The organism is Phaeobacter sp. JH20_26 (genome assembly GCF_048056275.1).
GTDB lineage: Bacteria > Pseudomonadota > Alphaproteobacteria > Rhodobacterales > Rhodobacteraceae > Phaeobacter > Phaeobacter bryozoorum.
Map to the genome: position 1 here is coordinate 1 of NZ_JAYMWL010000009.1, position 24,533 is coordinate 24,533.

The window sequence follows — 24,533 nt, forward strand, 5'->3', positions numbered from 1 at the left end:
ATGGCCGCAACACCAAAATTCAGGAAAATGAGAGTTTCCGCCAAGAAAAACACGAAACTCAATATTTACAACGGTTTACATGGAAACAAAGTCAGCAGACCTGACCTGAAATCCCGCAGAAAACCGCCAGACCACATCCACAGAAACCCCCATAAGCCACTTACCCACAGACTCACCAAACATATCCACACCCCAAAACACCCAAAACCCGTGAATCACACCTAACACCGTCAACCTCAGACGGTTTCAGGAGGACCCGAGGCAAAATCCAGAAGTAAGGGGTGATGCGCCGCTCGATGAGGGTACATGGCCGCGCGGGGTAAGTCCGCCGCGCAGATGAGGGTCGGACATATCGAGCCACCTGGATAGACATCCCCCTGCCTATCGGTGCCTGCCGCAGCCCGTTCGTCATATGTGTCTACTATATGTGTCAGATGTGTGAGCCACGCAGCCGGGTCGAAAGGCACAATCCTTGCAGTCGAGCGGAACACGGACAGCGCAATATGCTGTCCCCTCAATATGCGCACGCCGCGCCCCCGGCAGGGGACGCGGCGCTTGGCCCAACGGAATTGGGAGCTCTTTCCAATTCGGGCGGGAGGCCTCTGCGAGGCGGCAGGCATAACCCGCCGACAGCATCCGCCGATTATTGCAGTTGAGCCCAGAACAGCTCGAGATGACGTGAAACGATTTCCTGGAAGCGGCCATCCGCCTTGAGCGCTTTCAGCCCCGCATTGATGCGGTACAGATGGGAGGTGCCACGCCAATGGCGTTTCGAGATCACCACATGCAGCCCTTCTTCTGACAGTGGACGCTCCAGCGGGATCACCTGATCGCGCAGCCCTTCGGCAATCAGCGTATTAGCCCCGAGGAACAGGTTCAGCGAGACGGCATCCACCTCGCGCGCCATCAGTTTGCGGAAACAGGCACCAGGATCAGCCGCCTGCACAAGAGTGACCTGACCGCTGCTCAACCACTTGCGGTCGCTGCGTTCCAGATCATGAGTGTAGTAGCCTTCGGGGCGGCAGAGCCTCTTGCCAAGCATGTCGGCGTCGCTGTCGAAGGCAAAGGGTGCATCCGCCCGCACAAAGACCATGATCGGAATGGTCATCAGCGGTTCCGAAAAATGAAAGTTCACACACCGCTTGTCGTCAGGCGTCGCCGAACAATCCGGTTTCAGCCAGGGAAAACCCATGTCGAACTGCTTTTCATCCAGCATCGGGAACAGATGCTTTGACCAGTCCTGCTCCCAGGTGATGGAATAGGAGACCGGTGCCGGGGTCAGCTCCAGCGCCGCGTTCACCAGTTCGGTGACCATGCCCTGTCCGGGCAGCGCCTGATCGGTGAAAGGCGCAAAACCGCCACCGGTCAGAAGCTTCATTTCGGCATCATCCTTACGCAGAGGTGTGGCATCGGGTTCTGAGGCCTGCTGCGCGCAAGGGATATGCAGGGTCTTGCCCGGGATGACGCTGGGTCCTGCGAGCACATGCTGGTTGCTGTAATAAATCAGCGTCCAGCGGCTGCGGTCATTATAGTGGGTTTCGGCAATCGAGAAGAGCGTATCGCCGGGCTGAACCCGGTAATCGACGTTGCAGATGGCATGGGCCGCGCCGGGCGCAAGCCCTGTGGCCATCACCAATGCGACCGCCAGTGTTGAAAGATGTCTCAGCATGGCGCCCTCCCTCAGAAGCCGGCCCAGATCCTGGCCATGTGGTCTTCGATGATGGCCTGATACTGACCATTGCCGCGAATATTGCGCAGGCCTGTGTTGATCATCGACAGCATATCGTCAGCTTGCGGGTGGGTTTTGTGAACCACCACATGGATCCCCAGCACGGACAGGGGCAGCGGCAGCACATCGAACTGGTCCAGCAGGTCATTTTCCTTCATCACGCTGCGCCCGGTGAATTCGTTGATCGCGACGGCGTCGGCCTCTCCTCGGGCCACCATCTCGAAGCAGTCGGCCACCTTATGCGGCTGCTTCAGAGTGATTTTCTTGTCTTCCATCCAGCGGCGACCATAGCCATCCAGATCGAAGGTCAGATAACCAGCCGGGCGGCACAGGGTCTTGCCCTCGATATCGGCGTCACTCTCAAAGGTGAAGGGGCGTGACTTATCCACGAACAGCAGCATCAGTGTTTCGAACATCGGGTCCGAGAACAGGAAGTTCACGCAGCGATAGCTCTCCGGCATGGTATCGCAATCCGGGCGGTACCAGGGAAAGCCGAGGTCCAGCAGCGCGTTCGACAGCAGTGGGTCGAAATGGGACGCCCAGTCATCCACCCAGTGGATCGCAAACCCCTGCGCAGGTGCCGCATCGGTCATCGCTGCATTCACCACCTCGGTGATCAACCCGCCGTTATGTGCCGTCTTGGAGGTAAAAGGCGCATAGTCGTCGCCGGTCAGCAGGTTGATCTTGCTGCGCACGGCGGCGGTACCGGGCTTCACCCTGACCGGCGCCGCGACGACGGGCTGTGCATCCGCCACCGCTTTGCCGCCGGGCAATCCGGTGGGCAGCCCGTTCAGGCAGGCCATGGTCAATTCCATCCCGACGCGGATCGCGTCTGGGCGCGGGCCGATGGCGTCGATATTGCGGCTATGGATTGCGCTCCACATGCCCACATCCTTGTAAAGCCGGTCGGCAATCAGCGACAGGCTATCGCCGGGGCGCACCTTATATGTGCCGCCGCAGGTTTCCGCCGCCACGGGTTTGGCCAGCAGGCCTGCGACGCAACACAGCGCCGCGATCAGGTGTTTTCTCATCTTGTCCCTCTTGGGTTTAACTGGGCGTCCCGCGCCACTGATGGGCGCCGCCTCTTTGTCTCGTGATTTGTGGAAAGCAGGCATCTCTGCAAAGCATCCGTTGCGGCCAATGCAGAAAACCGGGAATCGCGGGCGCCTTGCGCCGGTATTACTGGCCGACGAACAGCGCCAGGATGGTTGCCGTGTCAACGCGCCCATCGGCCCCTATCAAAGCTGCGGGGACCGTGATCGACTGGCTGCGATAGGCATCATTCACCATCTGGTCGACATAGGCGGGCGATTGGCCCTGCCCAACGGCACGCAGTACCATACTATAAAGGGCCGTGTGCGCCTGTGATGCGGCGGGAGCCGGGGCCGCCGGCTGTGCGGCAGCGGCGGTCTGGCTGCCACGGCGCAGCGCCGCCAGTGTCCCGGCAGTCATCTGCGCAACCAACGCATCCTCGGCGCTGAGGGGGGCAGCCGTTTCAACAGCTGCTGTCAGCAGCTCTTCGGCGGCGGCACGTTCGGCAGATGTCGCAGTGGGATCAAGCCCGGCCAATGCCTGCGGAGTCAGCAGCTGGGCGACACGCGGCTTGGCAGCCGCAGGCTCTGTCACCTCATCAGATCCGAACTGCAACACGGCCAGGCCAACGGCAAAAAGCGCTAAAACAGCCGCAGCGGCGCCAAGTTTCGCAATCGGGGACATCCCGGCGCCAAGCCCTCTTACCTTTGGCTTTGCCGCATGGTTTCCGTGCGTGCCCGGTTTGGCGGTCGAGCTGGCAGCACCGCCTGATGGGGCCTGACCCGTGGCGACCGAGGACACTGCGGCAATATTTGCCGTGTTGCGGGTTTTTCCCGTCTGGGGCGAGCGAAGCGCACTGTTGCTAGAGGTAATCACACCATCAATCCTGACCGTGCGGGCAGACCGATCACCGGCCTCTGCGGCCTCGGAACTTGTTACACTGTCTTTCTTTAAGCTCAACATCGGCTCAAACTACCCCCGGCTGCTCCGAAAATCGCGGTCCAGCCGCGTTTTGTTAACCGATTCTTAACCTTCGAGCGATTCTGCGTCAACATTCTGCGGTAGAATGGTAAACTTCCACAGAACTTGCGATGAACCCGCCCATATAGAGAGTAAAGCACATCGCTTCCGCTACATGCTGCCCCGAGCGATAGGCAGACCTCTGACCGCAAGAAAGGCGTCGGCGCGGAGGTGTTGCGATGATCGCAGCCTCTCAGATATGCAATCATAAGATGAACGCCCCTGCGGCTTGCGCCTGTCGAAAGCAAACCTGAATGGCTAGGTGCGAACTGCCTGCACTCAATATCTGCAACAATGACTCCTCGGTCAGGGTGGACCTGAGGGCGCAAAGGGCACTCCTGTCAGCGTGAACCGCGCGGCCCGAGCATCCAGCCTGTCAACTGGAAGATGCCCCGCAGTGACCTGCGGGGCATCAAAGTCCGAAGAATGGATCGCGCGTCGAGGGTAAACCCGCCGCGCTATCGGATCTCTACATGCGATCAGAAATCCAGGTTTTCCACGCTGAGCGCGTTTTTCTGGATAAATTCGCGGCGAGGTTCCACGACGTCGCCCATCAGCTTGGTAAAGAGATCATCCGCTTCGACCATATCCTCAACCCGCACCTGCAACAGGGTGCGCGCGTCGGGGTCCAGCGTGGTTTCCCACAGCTGATCCGGGTTCATTTCTCCCAGGCCTTTGTAACGCTGTAGCGCCAGACCTTTTTCACCCTCATCGAGGATCGCCTTCAGCAGACCGAGCGGGCCGTGGATGGCCTGGCTGCGGTCACGCCGCACAAGCGTGGCAGTTGAGCCGTAGATCTCTTGCAGGCTGTTGGTAAAGCTCCCTGTTTTCCGTGCCTCACCAGAGCGCAGCATCGGACCGTCCAGTGTCCTGAGCTCTTCGACGCCGCGCAGGATACGCGACAAGCGAATACCGTTATCCTGAGTGATACGACCACGCCAGCCGCGTTCATATTCCAGCGCAATCAGGTCAAGACGCTGCGCAACCTTGTCGGCGACTCCCTGAAGATCAGCATCAACGGCGCCGGGTACAAAGGCACCGGCGACTGCCGCCTGCTCAAGGATATGGCGCGGATAATGCGTCGGGAAAGCATCCAGAACGCGCTTCAGCTGGCGCGCCTCATCAACCACACGGGCCAGATCCTGACCCACCAGCTCCTCGCCGCTGCCCAGTTTCAGAACCGCGCCGTCGACACCCTGATTGATCAGATATTCATCCAGCGCAGCCTGATCCTTGAGATAGACCTCGGATTTGCCGCGCGACACCTTATAGAGCGGCGGTTGGGCGATATAGAGATACCCGCCCTCGATCAGCTCGGGCATCTGACGATAGAAGAAGGTGAGCAGCAGCGTGCGGATGTGGGCGCCGTCAACGTCAGCATCCGTCATGATGACGATCTTATGGTAACGCAGTTTCTCGATGTTGAATTCATCGCGCCCGATGCCGGTACCAAGCGCCATAACGAGGTTGCCGATTTCCTGACTGCCCAGCATCCGGTCAAACCGTGCGCGTTCGACGTTCAGAATCTTGCCGCGGAGGGGCAGAATTGCCTGTGTCATCCGGTCCCGGCCGGTCTGCGCGGAACCGCCGGCCGAGTCACCCTCGACCAGGAAGACTTCGCTTTTGGCGGGATCTTTCTCTGAGCAGTCCTTGAGCTTGCCTGCCAGATAATTGACATCCATCGCAGTCTTGCGGCGAGTCAGTTCACGGGCCTTTCGGGCAGCCTCCCGCGCGAGGGCGGCTTCGATGATCTTGCCGACGATCTGCTTGGCCTGATTTGGGTTTTCTTCGAACCATTCGGCAAGCTTCTCATTGACGAGGCTTTCAACGACGGGCCGCACTTCTGAGGAGACCAGCTTGTCCTTGGTCTGGCTGGAGAATTTCGGATCCGGCACCTTGACCGACAAGACGCAGGTCAGCCCTTCGCGGGCATCATCGCCGGTAAAGGAGACCTTTTCCTTCTTGGCGATGCCGGACGACTGCGCATAGTTGTTGATGGTCCGGGTCAAGGCGCCACGGAAACCCGCAACATGGGTCCCACCATCGCGCTGTGGAATGTTGTTGGTAAACGGCAGCACGGTTTCGTGGTAGCTGTCGTTCCACCACATGGCGACCTCGACCCCGATATCATCCCGGTCACCGGTGATATAGATCGGCGCCTCCATAACAGGGGATTTTGACCGATCGAGATATTTGACGAATTCCTTGACGCCCCCCTCATAGAACAGCTCCACTTCCAGCCGTTCGGCCGGACGCTCGTCAATCAGGACAATCCGCACGCCAGAGTTCAGGAAGGCCAGTTCGCGCAGGCGCTTTTCCAGCGTTTCAAAGGAGTATTCCAGGTTGGAGAAGGTATCTGTCGAGGCCAGAAAACGGACCTCGGTCCCGGTCTGATCCCCGCAGTCGCCGACCACCTTAAGATGTTCCGCGGTATCGCCCCGCTCAAACCGGGCGACATGCTCCTTGCCGTTTCGCCAGATACGCAGCTCCAGCCAATCGGAGAGCGCATTCACCACAGACACGCCCACACCGTGCAAGCCGCCAGACACCTTGTAGGAGTTGCTGTCAAACTTACCACCGGCATGTAGCTGCGTCATGATGACTTCAGCGGCTGAGACGCCTTCCTCAGCATGAATATCGACCGGGATACCGCGCCCGTTGTCGTGCACCGAAACACTGGAATCGGCGTGAATTTTCACAACCACCCGGTCCGCGTGACCGGCCAGGGCTTCATCGATGCCGTTGTCGACGACCTCATACACCATATGGTGCAACCCGGAGCCATCATCGGTGTCCCCGATATACATGCCGGGACGTTTGCGAACCGCCTCCAACCCTTTGAGAACCTTGATGGAATCCGCGCCATATTCTGCGGGGGCCTGCTCGTTTCCGGACATTCACATCTTCCTGTCTTTGCTTCAGGATTTTATACGAAGTCTGGCCGGGAATGTCACGCGCAAGCCCCTTTTTTTCTTGGTTGAATCAAGCCGCTCTGGCGCCCAGGGACGCAACCTTGCGCAGCCAGGAATTTACGGTCCCCTCAGAGGCGTCCGTGGCCGGGGCAAATGAAGAGAACCGGGTCGGCTTGATGCCCACAAACCCCAGGATCTGACTGCTGATAATCCGCTTGATGGCATTGCCGTAGATCAGCCTCAGCCATAGAGCGGGCGTATCCGAAGTGAGCAGCACCCGCGCGGTTTTGCCGGTCAACATCGGTGCAGGTACGCCCATGAAGTTGACGTTTCGCGTGTCAAAGGCCCGCCCCGGCAATAGCGCCCGGTCAAAAACGCCCTTCAGCTTTGCCGGAACGGCCCCCCACCACATCGGGGTCGCCATCACAACGTGATCGGCCCATTCGAGATCGGTCAGAAATGCTGCCAGATCCGGCTCCAGAGGTTTCACATTCTGATACCCCGCCTGGCCATAGTCCATGTCGAAGCGCATCGCGGACAGATCGTGATACCGGACCACGTGGCCCTCTCCCTCAGCTGCGGCCTGATAGGCCTGGCAGAGCGATTGCGACAGTGAGCTGGGCGCCGGGTGGCCATTGAGGATGATGATTTTTCGCGTGGACATGAGAACCTCTGAATCCTAAAACTGACTAAGGTCAATTTATTCAAAAACTGACCGTGGTCAATATATAAAATGACCGCGGTCAAATTCTATGAAAGGTCGCCATGTCTCGCCCTCCGCAGCAACGCCGATTGGAAACCCGCGCCCGCCTGTTGGAGGTCGCCGACGCGCAGATCCTCACCGCTGGCTACAGCGGGCTGAGGGTCGAGGATGTCGTGGCTGAGGCCGGCGTTGCAAAGGGCACGCTGTTTTCGCATTTCGGCGACAAGAACGGTCTGCTCGCCGCATTGATCGGCCCGCGCATAATGGCCGTGCTCGACGAAACCGAAGCCCTCCCTACCCCCGACACTCTGGACGCGCTGATTGATCGTCTGTTGCCGGTGGTTCAGTTCGTGGCGCAGGATCGGGTGATTTTCGATCTGCTGCTGCGCTACTCAGGCACCACCGGCACCGAAACCGATGCGGTGATCACCCAGAGTTTCTTCCGCCAGATCTCTTTGTGGTCGGGATGGGTGGCAGAGCTGCAAGCCAGCGGCGCCCTGCGCCAGGATCAGCCCGCAAATGTCCTGGCCGAGGGGATGCAGGCGTTCCTCAACCATGTGCTCGCCCTGTCATTCTGTGCAGCGCATGATACGCCCAGCAGCTTCCGCGAGGATCTGCTGCTGTATCTCACACCCTGGCTGGCCCCACAGCAGTGAGCAACGCAGGGCGGAACTGATCAGACAAAGGGAATAAGACAGCCGACACCGATCAGCAGGCAGCCCGACACGATATTGATCCGGCGCAACGTCGGCGGGGATGTGATGTGCCAGCGCACCCGGTGCACCAGAGCGGCCACACATAGATTCCCCACCAATGGCACCAGGAACGACAGCACCACAATGGCAAGGATATCGAGCCACGTCACAGCGCGCAGGTCAAAGAACCCCGGCAGGACACCCATGTAGAACAGGATCGCCTTTGGGTTGCCCAGAATGACGGCGATGCCGGCGATAAATCCGGCCCAGAGCCCCGGACGGGTCAGGGCGCTGTCGCTTTCTATCCGGGCATCTGCATGTCGCAACAACATACCCCCCATAACCAGAAACATCGCGCTTGCGACCCAGCGCAGCAGCTCCATCAGCCCGGCAATCTCAGACACAATCCACGACACGCCCGCCACTGCAACCAGCGGCCACAGAATATCGCCGCAGGCCACGCCCAAGGCCAGCGGCCAGACCGCCTGGAACCCGCCCGACATGGCCCGTGCAATCACTGCCAGCCAAACCGGACCCGGCGTCAGGAACAGAACGAATAGCCCACCCGCATAAAGCATCAAATCCCAGACAGAGATGCTCATCCCGCCACCACCTCGGAGCCCATGGCGCCTTCCTCTACGGCAAGCATCTGCGCCTTCCCCTCAAATTCTTCAAACAATTCAGGGCCGGTGCCAGTCATCCAGGCCTGCGCCCCGAGCAGGACAATTTCCTGATAGAGCGCCGCGCGGCGCCCCACATCCAGATGCGCCGAAACCTCATCCAGCAGCAGAATAGGAGGCGCGCCGCCTTCCGCAATGAGCGCGCGTGCGTTGGCGAGGATCAGCGATACCAGCAACGCCTTCTGCTCGCCCGTCGAACATTCGCGCGCGGGCAGCGCCTTCGCCTCATAGGTGCCCAGCAGATCGGTGCGATGAGGTCCGAGCAAGGTCCGCCCCGCTGCCAGATCACGGAACCGCCCTTCCTCAAGCGCCTCGCGCAGATCCGACGCATTGTCCGGCAAACCGCCGTCGGACTGTATCAACTCCAGTTCCGCCGCAGGAAAAGCCGTCTCTGCAGCCTGTTGCGCCATACGTAGCCGATCGACCGCCGCGGTGCGCGCTGCATGTATGCGATGCCCGCTCTCAGCCATCTGTGTTTCCAGAACCCGGTACCAGGCGGGGTCGCGGATCTGTTCCTTCAGCAGGCGGTTGCGTTCACGCATCGCCTTTTCATAGAGCAGCGTCGCCTCGGCGTGGCCGGGATCAAAGCTGAGCACGATCCGGTCCAGAAACCGGCGGCGCCCTTCGGCGGCCTCGATCCACAACCGGTCCATCGCAGGAATCAGCCAGACCACCCGGCAGATCTGGCCGAGGTCAATCTGGCTGGCAGATTTGTTGTCGATCTTGACCTGTCGCGCCTTCCCGCCCTCGGACCAGGTCTCGACCTCATAGCTCCGGCGCGCAACGGTCAGCTGCCCATTCAGCTTCCATCCCAGCTCCTCCGGCCGCCGCGCCATATCGGCGGCACTGGCCCGCCGCAGGCCCCGTCCCGGCGAAAACAGCGAGACAGCCTCAAGAATATTGGTCTTACCGGCACCATTGGCACCATGGATGGCAACCGGGCGCCCGTCCAAATGCAAATCCGCCCGCAGATGCGAGCGGAAGTGCGACAGTGTCAGCTCAGTCAGCGCCAGCATGGAGCGGGATCCGATGTCATCTTTCCAAAAATACTCAAATCGCCCGTTGCGGCGGGCGGCTCAGCCGCCAGGAGAGCAGGCCGTGCCATCGGCCACGTCAAACACGCATCGGCATCACGACATAAACGGCGCTTTCGTCGCTGCCCTCGCGCATCAGGGTCGGATCGCCGGAGGAGTTGAACATGAACACTGCATTTTCACGATCAACCTGATTGGCGATCTCCAGCAGGTATTTGGCGTTGAACCCGATTTCCAGCCGTTCATCGCGATAGGCCACGGCCAGTTCTTCCTCGGCAGCGCCGCTGTCCGGTGCATTGACGGACAGGATCAGCCGATCCTCATCCAGTTGCAGCTTCACCGCACGCGACCGCTCGGAGGAAACCGTAGCAACCCGGTCAACAGCGCGGGCAAATTCCGCCGCGTCCACTTCCAGACGGCGCGTATTGCCTGCCGGAATGACGCGTGTGTAATCGGGGAAGGTTCCGTCGATCACCTTTGATGTCAGGGTAATGCTGGGCGTGGCAAACCGGACCTTGGTCTCGGACACCGAAACCGCGATATCCATTTCGTCGTCATCCAGCAGCTTGCGCAGCTCGCCCACCGTCTTGCGCGGTACGATCACGCCGGGCATATCCTCTGCCCCCATCGGCAGATTGGCGTCGATACGCGCCAGGCGGTGGCCATCGGTAGCCACACAGCGCAGCGCCTTGCCGCCTTCAACCCCATCCGCCACATGCATATAGACGCCGTTCAGATAATAGCGGGTTTCTTCGGTGGAGATGGCGAATTTCGACTTGTCGAACAGCCGACGCAACACTGCGGCGTTGGCCGTGAAATTGGAATGATACTCCGAAGAAGCCATGACCGGGAAATCTTCACGCGGCAGCGTCGCCAGCGAGAAATTTGATCGGCCTGCCTCAACCGTGAGACGGCCGCTTGCGGCATCGGCTGTGAGTGTGACCAGAGCGCCATCCGGCAGTTTGCGCACGATTTCATGCAGCGTGGTGGCGGCCACGGTGGTGGCGCCTGCCCGCTCGACCTGGGCCGGGGCCTTGTCGACCACCTCGATATCCAGATCGGTCGCACGGAACTGAACGATGTCCCCTTCCGCTTCAATCAGCACATTTGCCAGGATCGGAATGGTATTGCGACGCTCAACCACAGACTGGGCCTGAGCCACAGCTTTCAACAGGGTGCCGCGTTCGATGCTGATCTTCATGTCCCTAAGTCCTCTAACGTCTGGCCGGGAGAAGCAACGTAACGCTTTACCCCTTCGGCACAAGGCTTTTTATGGATTTGTCCAAGGGATTGCCCGCAGCGTCAAGGGCGGATGACCCCGGGCTCGATTTATCCCCAATAAACGTGGCGCTCTGGCATGGTTTGCCGGCTTCACCCGCCGCCGCGCGCGCCCAGCTGTCCTGACCCGGAGGGCAAAAGACCCCGGACGGGCCGGGGTCATTGCGGGACTATTGGGTTTACCGCCTGGGGCGATGATCAACGCGCGATCTGCCAGAACAACAGGAGTGTCTTACGCCTCCAGAGAGCGGCGCAGCATTTCGACATCTTCGGCGATCTGGCCGTCGATTGTCTTCAGCTCTTCGATGCGGCGCACACCGTGCATGACCGTGGTGTGATCGCGACCACCAAAGCGCCGACCGATTTCCGGCAGGCTGCGACTGGTCAGCTGCTTGCACAGATACATCGCCACCTGACGCGGGCGTGCATAGGAACGCAGACGCTTGGGGCCGATGATATCGGACATGCGGATGTTGTAATACTCCGAGACCTTGCGCTGAATCTCTTCGACCGTGATTTTGCGCTCGGAGGCGCGCAGAACATCGGCCAGACAATCCTGGGTGAGCTCCATGTCGATCTCGCGGCCGACGAGGGAGGCAAAGGCGAAGAGACGTGTCAGCGCACCTTCGAGAACACGCACGTTGGTCGAGATACGATGCGCCAGGAACTCCAGCACGCCGTCGGCGATGCGCAGATCCGGATAGGTCTGCATCTGCTGCGCCACTTTGGACTGCAGAATGCCCAGACGCAGCTCGTAGTCGGTCGGATGCAGGTCAACGACCAGACCACATTGCAGACGCGACCGGACACGATCCTCAAGATCCTTGATCTCACCCGGGGCGCGGTCGGCGGAAATGATGATTTGCTTGTTCTGGTCAACCAGCGCGTTGAACGTGTGGAAGAATTCTTCCTGCGTGCTGTCCTTGCCGGCGATGAACTGGACGTCATCGACCATCAGCACGTCCACCGAGCGGAACAGATGTTTAAAGTCCATCATCTTGCGTTCGCGCAGGGCCTGCACGAAACGATACATGAACTGTTCTGCCGACAGATAGAGCACATTCAACTCTGGATTTCGCGCTGTCAGCTCCCATGCAATCGCGTGCATCAGGTGCGTTTTACCCAGACCAACACCACCATAAAGCACCAGCGGGTTGAACGTAACAGGACCGCCATCGGCGACGCGGCGAGCGGCGGCATGGGCCAGCTCGTTCGGCTTGCCGACGACAAAGCTGTCGAAGGTAAAGCGCGGATCCAAAGGCGCAGCCTGCAGCGTGTCGCCCTGATCCTTGGCAGCGTAACCTGTGGCAGCACGGGCGCGCGGCAGTTCGGTCAGCGCCTCGTCATCCAGGTCCAGCGGCAGATCGTCGGCAGCGCCCTTGGTCGCAGTGGCAGCCGGTCGCGCCGTCGTATTGGCCGCAACCTTGAAAGCCAGGCGCTGGACCGGTTCACCCGACATATTCAGCTCATGCAGAATCAGGTCAGCAAAGTTCTGGCTGACGTAGTTGCCCATGAAGTTCGTCGGCACGTTGAAGATGGCAACGCCATTATCAACACGGGTAAACTCCAGAGGTTCGATCCAAGTTGTAAAGTTGTTTTGCCCCACGGTTTTCAACAAACGCTGTCTCAACCGTCCCCAGTTATCTTCCGTCATTCTGCGCCTCACGCGTCCCAATAGCATCGGCCCTTATTTGGCCTCTTGTTTCATCCCCAGTCTGGCCCAATCCCAGACGACGTTCACGCACAACGGATGTGTGTACTGACCCATAGTTTGGGCAGCACTGCCTTGCAGAAGGCAAAGTTCAGGATCGCTTCTAAATCAACCGGCAAGTCGCTTTGCAGCGGTCGAATGGTCGAACCAAATACATACACAATTGGAACAGGCCCGCCGTCTGGATAGATCCAGAAACACAGCAGGAGCGCGGTGCACGGTGTATCGAAATACCTGTGTACCAGCACAATCAGCCTCCTTGAGTCCCATCAAGGATACCGCGAGCAGCCTGTCCCCCCAGCGAGTGAATCGCTGTAACAGTGGTAGCAATTCGGGAGGGGTGGCAGCAACGAAACTATGATGTTGACTCAGGGATTAGGGACAAAGAATCCCCTGCGCCCGCAACCACCGCACCAGCTGTGACCAAAATGCAAAAGGCGCCGCTGAACGCGACGCCTTTGTGTTTTTTCCGGCTTGTCGAGGGGCCGCTGAACGCGGGTGCGATGGAATCAGCAGGCGCCTACGAAAGACCCGATTAGCCCAGCGCTTTGACGCGCGCTGTCAGGCGGGAGATTTTCCGCGCTGCTGTGTTCTTGTGGTAGACGCCTTTGGTCACGCCACGCATCAGCTCGGGCTGAGCTGCGCGCACGGCTGCGGCGGCTGCCTCTTTGTCGCCGGATGCGATAGCTTCTTCAGCTTTGCGAAGGAAGGTACGGATGCGCGAACGACGGGCTTTGTTGACAGCAAAGCGTTTCTCGTTCTGACGGGCGCGCTTTTTTGCCTGAGGCGAATTTGCCATGGTGTAGGACCTAACTTTGGTTTCGTGTTTTCAATAGGCGCAATGCCAGCCGAACCCGGATCCGATCCACCGGTGTGATTCTAGCCAAGCGGGCTGCACGCGCATGTATGGCGGCGGGTAGTAGCGTCAAAACCGACGGAATGCAAGCCACCTCGTCCGCGCTGGTGAGTGGCCGTCGGAATATCCGCATCTGCACGGACACGCGCAGTCATTCTGCATAAGGTTAAGCAAGAAAAAGGCAGGCCCAGGGCCTGCCGTTTTCATTCATTCGATGCTGTCGGTCACTTGTCGCGGAACTGGGCTTCGCGTTTTTCAAGAAAGGCAGCCATGCCCTCTTTCTGATCTTCGGTGGCAAACATCGAGTGGAACACACGACGTTCGAACAGCAGGCCTTCGTTCAGCGGCAGCTCGTAGCTGCGGTTCACCGCTTCTTTCACGGCCATCGCCGTCAGCAGGGATTTCTCCGCAATCTTGTGGGCAGCGGCCGTCGCCTCATCCAGCAGTTTCTTGGCGGGCACCACGCGAGAGACAAGCCCGGCGCGCTCTGCCTCCTCGGCGGTCATGAAACGACCGGTCAGGTTCATATCCATGGATTTGGATTTGCCCACAAAACGAGTCAGGCGCTGGGTGCCACCAATGCCGGCGATCACGCCCAGATTGATCTCGGGCTGACCGAATTTGGCAGTATCTGCCGCAATGATGAAATCGCAGAGCATGGCCAGCTCACAGCCGCCGCCCAGTGCGTAGCCGGCCACAGCTGCGATGATCGGCTTGCGGATCGCGCTGATACGGTCGTTCACATCGGCAAACAGATTGTTCGAGAAAACCTCGGTAAAGCTCTGTTCCGACATCTCCTTGATATCGGCGCCGGCGGCAAAGGCCTTTTCCGACCCGGTCAGGATAATGCAGCGCACCTTGTCGCTGGCATCGGCCTCTTCCAGGGCGGTGCAAAGTTCACTCAAAAGCTCGGAGTTGAGCGCGTTCAACGCTTCGGGCCGGTTCAGTTTAATTTGGCAAACGTGGTCCTGCACTTCGACGTTGATCGTCTCATAGGCCATGGTATTCGCTTTCGATTGTTCCGTTCAGGGAAGAGTCATTATCACGCGACACCTCGCGATCAAGCTATCTTTGGCATTTGCCGCAGTAGAAGGATGATCGCCCGGACTGGACGAGCCGCGCAATGCTCCCGTCACATCCGGCGCGTCGACAGGGCTCTCCCTCGCGGCCGTATACATCAAAGCTGTGCTGAAAATATCCAAGTTCTCCATCAGCTTGTCGGAAATCCTTGAGCGATGATCCGCCCGCTTTGATGGCGTCTGCCAGGACCTCCTTGATGATCGGGACCAGGGTGGCAACCCGCTGCGCGGCGATCTGCCCGGCCTTGCGCCGCGGCGATATTCCCGCGCGGAAAAGCGCCTCGCAGACATAGATATTGCCGAGACCCGCGATGATTCCCTGATCCAGCAGCGCCGATTTCACCGGCGTATTGCGCCCCCTGAAGGCAGAAATCAGATGATCCTCGTGAAAGGCATTGCCCAGCGGTTCCGGTCCCAGAACTGCCAGCAGCTTGTGCTCATCCGCCGTGGCCGTATCCAGCAGGTCCATGGCGCCAAACCGGCGCGGATCGTTGAAGGTGATGCGCGCCCCATTATCCATATCGAAGACCACATGATCATGTTTCTGCGCCTGCGGATGATCATGAACAAACTGTCCCAGGGGATCCCCAGATACCGTCATGCGGCCCGACATGCCCAGATGCACCAGCAATGTCTCGCCACTGTCGAGGTCGGCCAGGATGTATTTTGATCGCCGCCGAAGCGCATTGACGCGGCGGCCTGTCAGCCGTTCCGCCATACGCTCCGGGAAGGGCCAGCGCAGATCCGGGCGATTTACAGTGGCCTTTTCGATCACCGCGCCCTCCATCGCGGGGGACAATCCGCGGCGCACCGTCTCGACCTCGGGCAATTCTGGCATTACATCCCTCCTGACACATTGCACCAACATGGGGCCGAAGGGCCGCATTGTACCGCCCTTCCAGCGCCCTATAACTGGGGCGACACACAACAAACGGCAAGCCGCATGACTCAGAGATCTGAAGATACCACCCATTTCGGGTTCGAAACCGTGCCCGAGTCGGAGAAGGCAGGGCGCGTGCAGGGCGTGTTCAACTCGGTCGCCTCAAAATATGACGTTATGAACGATGTCATGAGCATGGGAATTCATCGTATCTGGAAAGATGCGATGATGGACTGGCTGTCGCCGCGCCCTGGCCAGCGACTGCTGGATGTTGCCGGCGGGACCGGTGACATTTCCTTCCGGTTTCTGAAGCGCGCAGGCTATGGCCACTCTACGGTGCTCGATCTGACAGCCCCGATGCTGGAAGAGGGACGCAAACGCGCTGAAGCCGCGCAGATGGCCGATAGCCTGGATTGGGTCACCGGCGATGCCATGGCGCTGCCGTTCAAGGACAATAGCTTTGATGTCTACACCATCTCCTTTGGCATTCGGAACGTCACCCGCCCTCAGGAAGCCCTGAATGAAGCCTACCGTGTCTTGAAGCCGGGAGGGCGCCTGATGGTGCTGGAGTTCAGCCAGCTGCCGAACCCGGCCATGCAAAAGGCCTATGACCTGTATTCCTTCAACGTGATTCCCCGCATGGGGCAGATGATCGCGAACGATTATGACAGCTACCAGTATCTGGTCGAATCGATCCGCAACTTCCCCGATCAGGAGACCTTTCTGTCGATGGTGCGCGCGGCTGGTTTTGCCAATGCCAAATACCGCAACCTGTCGTTGGGAATCGCTGCGCTGCACTCCGGCTGGAAGATCTGATCCATGCGTGGACCCCACAATATTATCCGCCTGATCCGCACAGGCGCCACTTTTGAGCGCACTGGCGCCATGAACGTGGTGCTTGATGCTTTCGAGGCGCCGAAACCGCTGCGTATTCTGGCCCGCACCCTTGGCTGGCCGTTCAAATGGCTCGGCTACAAGGGCGATCCCTCGATGCCGCCCGCCACCCGAGCGCTGACCGCGCTGGGGCCTGCCTACATTAAGTTCGGTCAGGTGCTATCGACCCGACCCGATGTGGTCGGTGACGATCTGGCGCTACAGCTGCGCGTTCTACAGGACAAGCTGCCGCCGTTTTCCCGCGCCGAAGCCATGGCACAGGTCGAACACGAGTTGGGCCAGCCGGTCGAGCATATCTATTCCGAATTCAGCGAACCGATTGCGGCGGCCTCCATCGCGCAGGTCCATCGCGCAAGGCTCGTCGAGAGCGGTCGCGAAGTGGCGGTGAAGGTTCTGCGCCCCGGCATCGAACGCGCCTTCCGCAAGGATGTGGACGCATTCTATTTTGCCGCACGGATCGCCGATTTGTTTGCGCCCGGCGCGCGGCGGCTCAAGCCGATGGATGTGATCAAGCATTTCGACGGCGTGGTGCAGGGTGAGCTGGACCTGCGACTGGAAAGCGCGGCAGCCTCGGAATTTGCCGCCAATACCAAGGGTGACGACGGATTTCAGCTGCCGGAAATCCTGTGGAATCACTCGGCCCGCCGGGTCATGACACTGGGCTGGGCCGATGGGCTCCCACTTGGCGACAATGCCGCGCTGGATGCCGCTGGCCACGATCGCCGGGTGTTGGCGGAGCGCGTGCTATCGCTGTTTCTGCGCCATGCGTTGCGCGACGGCTATTTCCATGCCGACATGCACCAGGGCAACCTGAAGGTCGCCGCCAATGGCGATATCATCGCCTATGATTTTGGCATCATGGGGCACATCGACGAATACACCCGCCGCGTCTACGCCGAGATCCTCTTTGGCTTCATCAAGCGTGATTACAAGCGGGTGGCCGAGGTGCATTTCGAGGCCGGTTACGTACCGGCCGACCGCGATGTCGATGAATTTGCCCGTGCGTTGCGCGCCGTGGGCGAGCCGATTTTTGGCATGGATGCCACCCATATCTCAATGGGTCGCTTGCTCAACTACCTGTTTGAGGTGACCGAACGTTTTGGCATGGAGACCCGCACCGAGCTGATTCTGCTGCAACGCACCATGGTGGTGGTGGAAGGCGTGGCGCGGTCGCTGGATCCGCATATCAATATCTGGAATTCAGCGCGCCCCGTGGTTGAGGATTACATCAAAAAATCCATCGGCCCCCGCGCGGTGGTCGGCGATCTGATGAGCACCGCCAAGGTGATGGCGCGCTTCGGCCCCCGCCTGCCCGCGCTGGTCGAACAGGCGCTGATCGCGCAGACCCATGAAAACGACGACCGAAGCCGACGCCGCCAAGGGGCGTCCGGCTGGGTTGTGCCCGGTCTTTGCGGATTGGGGCTGGGACTGGCCATTGCCTTTGCAACGGCTGCGCTCGGCTAGGGCCGTCAGCGCAGCCGATTCAATACCGTGAGCGAGGGGTGACCATCGGGTGTCAGACCCATCGCCAGTTGATAGGCGCGCAGGGCGGCGCGGGTTTTTGGCCCGATCCGCCCGTCCGCGCCGCCGGTGCCATATCCCGCCCCTGTCAGCCGCTGCTGGAGTTCGCGCCGCTCCTTGTAGGTCAGGGGGCGGCTGTCCTGCGGCCAGCTGGCCAGAATCGGACCACCGCCCCGCAGCCGGTCGCTCAGATGACCCACGCCGATAACATAGGCATCGGCTGCATTGTAACGTTCGATGGCCGCGAAATTTCGATAGACCATGAAGGCTGCGCCCTGCGCGCCTGCGGGCAGCAGCAGCGCTCCCTCGCCATGGTCGGGCAAGAGGCTGCCATCTGCACGGGTAACGCCCAGCCTGCGCCAGCTCTCTGCGGATTTGGTGATCTTGCGATCCGCCTGCGCATAGTCGAAACCGACTGGCAGTCGGACCTCCAGCCCCCATGGCTGACCTTTTACCCAGCCAAACCGCTTGAGATAGGCTGCGGTTGAGGCCAGCGCGTCTGTGGGATCATCCGACCAGATATCGCGTTTGCCATCCCCGGTGAAATCCACCGCATAGGCCAGATAAGATGTCGGCATGAACTGCGTATGCCCCATGGCCCCTGCCCAGCTGCCCGTCATGGCACGCGGGGAGACATCGCCAGCCTGAAGAATCTTCAAGGCGGCGATCAGCTGGCTCTCAAAGAAGGCCCCGCGCCGCCCGTCAAAAGCCAATGTGGCGAGCGAACGGATGATTTCACGCTCCCCACGAAACCGGCCATAGTTGCTTTCCATGCCCCAAACAGCCGCAACGACTTCCTTGTCGACGCCATAGCGGGCCTCGATTCGTGCCAGCGTCTGCGCATGGTCGCGCAGCGCCGCCTTGCCGTTGTCGATCCGCGCCTCGGAAACCGCGCGCTCAAGGTAGGTCCAGATAGGAGTGACAAACTCTGACTGATTGCCATCCCGCTGCACAATATCCGGGTCAAAACTCACATCGGCAAACGCACGGTCCAAAGTGGCCTGCGACAGCCCCTCGGCCCTTGCCCGGGGATGAAAGGCCGTTATCCAGGCCTGAAAGGCGCGCTGCTTGGCGGCCGAAACGCTGGGCTGTTCCGCTGCCGTTGTCTGCTGTAGCGGGCGCGTTCGAGGCCGCAATCGCGGCTCCGTCACAGCCGAAACAGCCACCGGGCGGGCAATCGGTCGTAGGGAAACCTGCGGCGGCTGCGACGTCGCCCCCTCCACCACCTGTCGGCCGGTTGCAGCCGGCGGGCTGGATTGGGCGCCAACAGCAGTCATCATCAATGCCGCAACCATCGCCGTTTTCAGGAGTATCTGCCTTCGGGCGCCAAGATCGTATCGCATCTTACACCTCATTTTTTTCTGCTCGCTGCCAGTCTACCCGCATCGCAGGTTCCCACAAAGCGCCGCTGAAGGGATGTGCGGAGGTTTGCCGATCTGCCGGGATCAAGCCTCGGACGGATCCGGGGCTGCGGTTTGGACTGGCCCGCAGGCGACACGATCGGCCCGCATCTGGGCCAGCGCATCCCGCAGCATCGGGACGCGTTGCGGGCGAAAGCTGATGTTTGTCGCCTCGAACCCGGCAATCCGATCCACCCGAAACACCCGCACATCATCGCGCAGCCCGCACCAGGCGATCAGCACCGTGGAGCGATCGAAATAGACCAGACCGAGCGGTTTCACCTGCCGCTTGGTGACGGCGCCTTTGGCATCGCAGTAGTCCAGCAGGACCTCGACCTCGTCCCATGTGGCACGGCGCAGATCCGCCAGCGCAATACCCGGCGGCTCCGGCCTCTGAAAGCGATAGGCTGACAGGACAGCATGGCGCAGCCTGTGGGCCTGCCGGTCCGGCAATCTGGCCTGCAACTTTCGCAAGGCCTCGGCGGCGGCATCCGCCAGTTCCGGATCGCCGATCTGCTGAACTTCGCGCAGTCCCAGAACCAGCGCTTCCAATTCAGTGTCGCGAAACCCCATGGGCGGCAATGCGTTGTCTTCGATCAGGGTGAAGCCATAGCCTGCCTCTCCGTCGATAATCGCCCCCATCTCGCGCAGGGTTGCGATGTCCCGGTGCACGCTGCGGGCCGAAATTCCCAGATCCTGCGCCAGTCCGGCGGCGGTATGAGGACCGGCACCCTGGCGCAGCAACTGCATAAGCTGAAATAGACGATGAGATCGAGACATGTCTCATACTCTCTAACTCTAATGACAGTTTCTGTCATCACGCGCCGCTAAAACCGAGAGACCATTCATCAAGGAGCCAAACGGATATGATACGCCCCTTTGCCAGCGCCGAAGTCGCTGCCGTCTTTGATCAAGCCCCCCCGGACGCGCGCGAAGGCCTGTTGCGTCTGCGGGAGCTGATCTTTGAGGTTGCAGAGAATGCCCCTGAGGTCGGGGCGGTGGCCGAGACATTGAAATGGGGTCAGCCGTCATATGCGGCGGCGCGCTCCGGGCTTGGAACACCGCTGCGGCTGGGTCCATCGAAGCACGCGCGATTCGCCCTGCTCGTTCACTGCCAGAGCAGAGTGATCGACAATTTTGCCAGTCGCTATCCAGCCTGGGACAAATTCGACGGGACCCGCGGCGTATTGTTCGACCGGGTCGAAGATGTGGAGCCATTGCGCCACGGCTGGTTGATCCGTCACGCCCTGACCTATCATGCCTCCACGACCGCAGCCGGTGAGACCCGTGTGGACCCGGACCGTTTCAACTAGAGCCTAACAAGGGGCGCGCCGCTGTTAGCTGCGGCGCTTTCTCTCCACCTTGCGCTTGATCTTGCTGCGCTTGGCCTTTGCTTTGGCGGATTTGCGTTTCACCGAGCGCCCGGCCGGGCTGCGGCGTCCGCTGCCGCCCCCCGCGGGCATCGGCTTGTCGTCGATAGACAGAAGTTCAAGCTCCAACCCACCGGTCACCGGGGTCGCCTGTGCCAATCGCACCTTCACCCGCTGGCCGATGGCGATGATCAACCCGGTATCGGAGCCCATCAAGGTTCCCGCCTCGGCATCAAAGTGAAAGAACTCCCGGCCGATAGACCGGACGGGCACCAGGCCATCAGCCCCGGTTTCGTCCAGTTTCACAAAAGCGCCAAAGCGCGCGATGCCACTGATCCGGCCTTCGAATTCATTGCCGACCCGTTCGGCCAGATAGGCCGCCAGATAACGATCGGTGGTATCCCGTTCCGCCATCATCGACCGCCGCTCAGTCTCGGAGATATGGGTGGCGATCTGCTCCAGCCGCTCAATTTCGGAGGTCGCCAAACCGTCGTCGCCCCAGCCATGGGCTGAAATCAGCGCCCGGTGCACGATAAGGTCGGCATAGCGGCGGATCGGTGAGGTAAAATGCGCATAGTTGCGCAGGGCGAGACCGAAATGCCCAAAGTTCTCAGGCGCATAATAGGCCTGCTGCATGGAGCGCAGAGTCGAGATGTTGATCAACTCAGCGTCATCGGTGCCCGCAGCCCCATGCAGCAGTGCATTCAGATGACGGGTCTGCAACACCTGCCCTTTGGCCAGCGAAAGCCCGGCCGCGCGGGCGGTTTCGCGGAGCGCTTCCAGCTTCTCTGGTGCCGGCTCCTCATGCACGCGGAACAACAGCGGGGTGCGCTTCTTGATCAGGGTCTCGGCGGCCGCCACATTGGCAAGCACCATGAACTCCTCAATCAGCTTGTGCGCATCCAGCCGGTCGCGGAAATTAACCGAGACGACCGTGCCCTTCTCGTCCAGAACAATCTTGCGTTCGGGTAGGTCGAGATCAAGCGGCTGACGGTCTGCGCGCGCTTTGACCAAGGCTGCGTAGGCAGCATAAAGCGGCTTGATAACAGGCTCTAAGAAGGGGCCCGTGCGATCATTCGGCGTCCCATCCATGGCCTCCTGCACTTCCCCGTAGTGCAGCGATGCCGCAGACCGCATCAACCCGCGCACAAAGCGATGGCCGATCTTGTTTCCATGCGCATCAATCTGCATCCGAACGGCGATACAGGCGCGCGGCACCCCTTCGTGGAGGCTGCAGAGATCGCCGGACAGACGGTCAGGCAACATCGGCACGACACGATCCGGGAAATAGCTGGAATTGCCGCGTTTCCGGGCCTCGCGATCCAGCATCGAATCGGGGCGCACATAGGCCGCGACATCGGCAATCGCGACCCAGATGACATGGCCACCGTGATTCTTCGGGTCGTCATCCGCATGGGCATAGCAGGCGTCGTCATGGTCCCGTGCATCCGCCGGGTCGATGGTGATCAACGGCAGATCGCGCAGATCCTCGCGCCCCTTCAGCCCCATGGGTTTGGCCGCATCGGCCTCCGCAATTACCTCATCGGGGAAATGGTCGGAGATGCCGTGCTGATGGATGGCGATCAACGAGACCGCCTTGGGCGCTGACGGATCACCAAGACGGTCGACAACGCGGGCCCGTGGCAGGCCAAGACGCGATTTCGGTCCGGCCTGCTCAGCTTCAACCAGTTCGCCGTCGCGCGCACCATGGGTGGCGTTTTCCGCGACCGCCCATTCCGTCGATGCCGATTTGTCGATAGGCACGATACGACCGCCTTCATCACCCTTGCGGAAGATCCCGATGACCCGGCGCGGGTTCGTGCCAATACGGCGGATCAGCCGTGCCTCATAGTGATATTCGGCGTCCTGAACCAGGGTTAGCCGTGCCAGGATCCGATCCCCCTCGCCCAGCGCAGGGTCGGACGCGCGCGGCATCACCAGCACGATGGGTTCTACGCCTTCGCCGTGCCATTCCAGCGGACGCGCAAAAAGATCGCCATCGCTGTCCGGTGCCTTAACCTGAAGGACACTGACCGGCGGCAGGCGCTCCGGGTCGCGGTAGGTTTTCTTGCGCTTCTCCAGATGGCCTTCTGCCTCGAGCTCCTTGAGGATCCTTTTCAGGTCGATCCTGTCGGAGCCTTTGATGCCGAAAGCCTTGGCGATGTCGCGTTTGGAGTTATGGGTCGGATGGGCTGAGATCCACTCGAGGATTTCTGCCTTGGAAGGAATACGGGTCATAGGTCTGAGCTACCACGCCCGCTCTCCAAGGTCATCGTGAAAAGCGCGCGCCGGATGTCATTGTCCGACGCGCGCGCTCTTCATGTGCCAGATCACCTGCCGGTCACTTCCCGGCGAAGTAATCCCGCAGGATACGGCCATAAATCGATTTCAACTGATGGATCTGGGCGATCTCCACACGTTCATCAACCTGGTGCATCGTCTTGCCAACCAGCCCGATCTCGACAACCGGGCAATGGTGTTTCACAAAACGTGCATCAGAGGTGCCGCCCGTCGTGGACAGCTCTGGTCTGCGCCCGGTCTCGGCCTCAACAGCTGTGCTCACCAGATCCGACAGCGGGCCGGGCGGAGTGATGAAGCTCTCGCCCGAAATCTTGATCTCCAGACCGATCTCAACACCGAACTCCTCCGCGATGCGATCCGCTTCTGCCCGCAGCCAGTCGCTGAGACCGGCACCGGAATGGGCGTCGTTGAACCGGATGTTCACCGTCGAACGGGCCGTTGCCGGAATCACATTGGTCGCAGGATTACCGGTATCGATCGTGACCACGGCGAGGGTGGAGGCGTCGAAATGTTCGGTTCCCTGATCCAGCTCATGACTGGCGAGACGATCCATAAGGCGCGCCATTGCACTCAACGGGTTTTTGGCACGATGCGGATAGGCCGAATGCCCCTGCACACCGGTCACCGTGAACCACGCTGACAGCGAGCCGCGACGACCGATCTTGATCATTTCGCCCATTTCATTTGGGCAGGTCGGCTCCCCGACGAGGCAAACCGACATCTGCTCACCCGCCCGGTCCATGTAATCCAGCAACGCGGTGGTGCCATCGACTGCGTCACCCTCTTCATCGCCGGTGATGGTCAGGACAATGGCTCCCTCGGGTGGCGCGGTCTGAACCAGATCGACGGCAGCCGCTACAAATGCCGCCACACCAGACTTCATGTCGGTCGCCCCCCGCCCGTACATGAAACCATCTTTCTCCTCTGCGCCAAAGGGATCGACGGTCCAGGCGGCGGTATCGCCAACCGGCACCACATCGGTATGGCCGTTGAAGCCAATGGTGCGCGGGTGCCCCTTTTGCCCCCAGCGGGCAAACAGATTGCTGACCTCGCCGCGATCAACCCGGCTGCAGGAAAACCCCGCTGCAGTCAGGATTTTCTCGAGAAGGACAAGCGCGCCGCCCTCCTCCGGTGTCACCGAGGCACAGCGGATCAGGTCAGCGGTGAGCTGTTGCGGGTCAAGCGGCGAATGCGCGGGCGGCTGCGTCATTTGGGTCCTCCGGTTCTCGGGCCGGACATGGCTGGCCCCCTTCCATGACCTCTGGCTACCTCGGTTCTGTCGGCGGTGCAAATCTCCTGCTGCCGGAGAGGGAGAAGACTGCGGATCCACGTCCCCTGCCACACAGCGGCTAAATCCAAACGCCGGTTTGTGGCGCAAATGCCGCGCAGATCAGCATTATTTCCAACGCCCGTCTGCGCCAACCGGACAAGCGGGAGG

The 24,533-nt window shown here is 60.5% G+C and carries 20 protein-coding genes; 4 read left to right on the plus strand and 16 right to left on the minus strand.

Annotation, left to right across the window (positions count from 1 at the left end; genetic code table 11):
- Positions 1 to 643: 643 nt before the first annotated feature.
- The 5 genes from VWY60_RS03400 to VWY60_RS03420 form a co-directional block, all read right to left on the minus strand.
- Entirely contained in the window at positions 644 to 1,669 is a 1,026-nt protein-coding gene (locus VWY60_RS03400) for a transporter substrate-binding domain-containing protein (protein WP_416534280.1), read from the minus strand.
- Positions 1,670 to 1,680: 11 nt separating this feature from the next.
- Positions 1,681 to 2,760, minus strand: a complete 1,080-nt coding sequence (locus tag VWY60_RS03405) for a transporter substrate-binding domain-containing protein (protein WP_340547241.1) — start codon at positions 2,758 to 2,760, stop codon at positions 1,681 to 1,683.
- Positions 2,761 to 2,908: 148 nt separating this feature from the next.
- The gene (locus tag VWY60_RS03410; RefSeq protein WP_416592465.1) at positions 2,909 to 3,637 is read right to left on the minus strand and encodes a hypothetical protein; all 729 of its coding nucleotides are present in this window, start codon (positions 3,635 to 3,637) and stop codon (positions 2,909 to 2,911) included.
- A gap of 623 nt (positions 3,638 to 4,260) precedes the next feature.
- Positions 4,261 to 6,678 carry a DNA topoisomerase (ATP-hydrolyzing) subunit B gene (gyrB, locus tag VWY60_RS03415; RefSeq protein ID WP_340547239.1) on the minus strand — a complete coding sequence of 806 codons (2,418 nt, stop codon included), beginning with the start codon at positions 6,676 to 6,678 and terminating at the stop codon, positions 4,261 to 4,263.
- Positions 6,679 to 6,763: 85 nt separating this feature from the next.
- Positions 6,764 to 7,357 carry an NAD(P)H-dependent oxidoreductase gene (locus tag VWY60_RS03420; RefSeq protein ID WP_416539830.1) on the minus strand — a complete coding sequence of 198 codons (594 nt, stop codon included), beginning with the start codon at positions 7,355 to 7,357 and terminating at the stop codon, positions 6,764 to 6,766.
- A gap of 101 nt (positions 7,358 to 7,458) precedes the next feature.
- Between VWY60_RS03420 and VWY60_RS03425 the strand changes: the two genes are divergently transcribed.
- A complete protein-coding gene (locus VWY60_RS03425; protein ID WP_340547237.1) occupies positions 7,459 to 8,052 on the plus strand; it encodes a TetR/AcrR family transcriptional regulator in 594 nt (197 codons plus the stop codon).
- A gap of 20 nt (positions 8,053 to 8,072) precedes the next feature.
- Here VWY60_RS03425 and VWY60_RS03430 read toward each other — a convergent pair whose 3' ends face one another.
- The 7 genes from VWY60_RS03430 to mutM all read right to left on the minus strand — a co-directional run bounded on the left by VWY60_RS03430 (position 8,073) and on the right by mutM (position 15,567).
- Positions 8,073 to 8,693 (minus strand): LysE family translocator, encoded by a 621-nt coding sequence (locus VWY60_RS03430; protein WP_340547236.1) that lies wholly within the window; start codon positions 8,691 to 8,693, stop codon positions 8,073 to 8,075.
- Complete coding sequence (gene recF / locus VWY60_RS03435; RefSeq protein WP_416539831.1) at positions 8,690 to 9,787, minus strand: DNA replication/repair protein RecF; 1,098 nt, start codon at positions 9,785 to 9,787, stop codon at positions 8,690 to 8,692. The genes VWY60_RS03430 and recF overlap by 4 nt, the downstream gene beginning before the upstream one ends.
- Before the next feature lie 97 nt (positions 9,788 to 9,884).
- Positions 9,885 to 11,006, minus strand: coding sequence for a DNA polymerase III subunit beta (gene dnaN, locus VWY60_RS03440; RefSeq protein WP_340547234.1), 1,122 nt, complete (start codon positions 11,004 to 11,006; stop codon positions 9,885 to 9,887).
- 309 nt (positions 11,007 to 11,315) lie between these two features.
- Positions 11,316 to 12,737: a chromosomal replication initiator protein DnaA gene (gene dnaA / locus VWY60_RS03445; RefSeq protein WP_340547233.1), complete on the minus strand. Its 1,422-nt coding sequence runs from the start codon at positions 12,735 to 12,737 to the stop codon at positions 11,316 to 11,318.
- A gap of 592 nt (positions 12,738 to 13,329) precedes the next feature.
- Complete coding sequence (gene rpsT / locus VWY60_RS03450) at positions 13,330 to 13,593, minus strand: 30S ribosomal protein S20 (RefSeq protein ID WP_340547232.1); 264 nt, start codon at positions 13,591 to 13,593, stop codon at positions 13,330 to 13,332.
- Positions 13,594 to 13,874: 281 nt separating this feature from the next.
- Positions 13,875 to 14,651, minus strand: a complete 777-nt coding sequence (locus VWY60_RS03455; protein ID WP_340547231.1) for an enoyl-CoA hydratase — start codon at positions 14,649 to 14,651, stop codon at positions 13,875 to 13,877.
- Positions 14,652 to 14,715: 64 nt separating this feature from the next.
- Complete coding sequence (gene mutM / locus VWY60_RS03460) at positions 14,716 to 15,567, minus strand: bifunctional DNA-formamidopyrimidine glycosylase/DNA-(apurinic or apyrimidinic site) lyase (RefSeq protein ID WP_340547230.1); 852 nt, start codon at positions 15,565 to 15,567, stop codon at positions 14,716 to 14,718.
- Positions 15,568 to 15,672: 105 nt separating this feature from the next.
- On the opposite strand from mutM, the gene ubiE reads away from it, so the two are divergent.
- A complete protein-coding gene (gene ubiE / locus VWY60_RS03465; protein WP_340547229.1) occupies positions 15,673 to 16,425 on the plus strand; it encodes a bifunctional demethylmenaquinone methyltransferase/2-methoxy-6-polyprenyl-1,4-benzoquinol methylase UbiE in 753 nt (250 codons plus the stop codon).
- Positions 16,426 to 16,428: 3 nt separating this feature from the next.
- Complete coding sequence (gene ubiB / locus VWY60_RS03470; RefSeq protein ID WP_416539832.1) at positions 16,429 to 17,967, plus strand: 2-polyprenylphenol 6-hydroxylase; 1,539 nt, start codon at positions 16,429 to 16,431, stop codon at positions 17,965 to 17,967.
- Positions 17,968 to 17,972: 5 nt separating this feature from the next.
- Here ubiB and VWY60_RS03475 read toward each other — a convergent pair whose 3' ends face one another.
- Both VWY60_RS03475 and VWY60_RS03480 read right to left on the minus strand, forming a co-directional pair.
- Positions 17,973 to 19,367 (minus strand): lytic murein transglycosylase, encoded by a 1,395-nt coding sequence (locus tag VWY60_RS03475; protein WP_416539833.1) that lies wholly within the window; start codon positions 19,365 to 19,367, stop codon positions 17,973 to 17,975.
- A gap of 102 nt (positions 19,368 to 19,469) precedes the next feature.
- On the minus strand, positions 19,470 to 20,204 hold the full coding sequence (locus VWY60_RS03480) for a helix-turn-helix transcriptional regulator (RefSeq protein WP_416539834.1): 735 nt from the start codon (positions 20,202 to 20,204) through the stop codon (positions 19,470 to 19,472).
- Between the two features lie 86 nt (positions 20,205 to 20,290).
- Here VWY60_RS03480 and VWY60_RS03485 point away from each other — a divergent pair, with 86 nt between their 5' ends.
- Complete coding sequence (locus tag VWY60_RS03485; RefSeq protein ID WP_416534288.1) at positions 20,291 to 20,737, plus strand: DUF1801 domain-containing protein; 447 nt, start codon at positions 20,291 to 20,293, stop codon at positions 20,735 to 20,737.
- A gap of 24 nt (positions 20,738 to 20,761) precedes the next feature.
- On the opposite strand, the gene rnr is transcribed toward VWY60_RS03485, so the two are convergent.
- Both rnr and dapE read right to left on the minus strand, forming a co-directional pair.
- Positions 20,762 to 23,032 carry a ribonuclease R gene (gene rnr, locus VWY60_RS03490; protein ID WP_416539835.1) on the minus strand — a complete coding sequence of 757 codons (2,271 nt, stop codon included), beginning with the start codon at positions 23,030 to 23,032 and terminating at the stop codon, positions 20,762 to 20,764.
- A 103-nt stretch (positions 23,033 to 23,135) separates the two neighbouring features.
- Positions 23,136 to 24,305 carry a succinyl-diaminopimelate desuccinylase gene (gene dapE, locus VWY60_RS03495; protein ID WP_416539836.1) on the minus strand — a complete coding sequence of 390 codons (1,170 nt, stop codon included), beginning with the start codon at positions 24,303 to 24,305 and terminating at the stop codon, positions 23,136 to 23,138.
- Positions 24,306 to 24,533 lie beyond the last annotated feature (228 nt).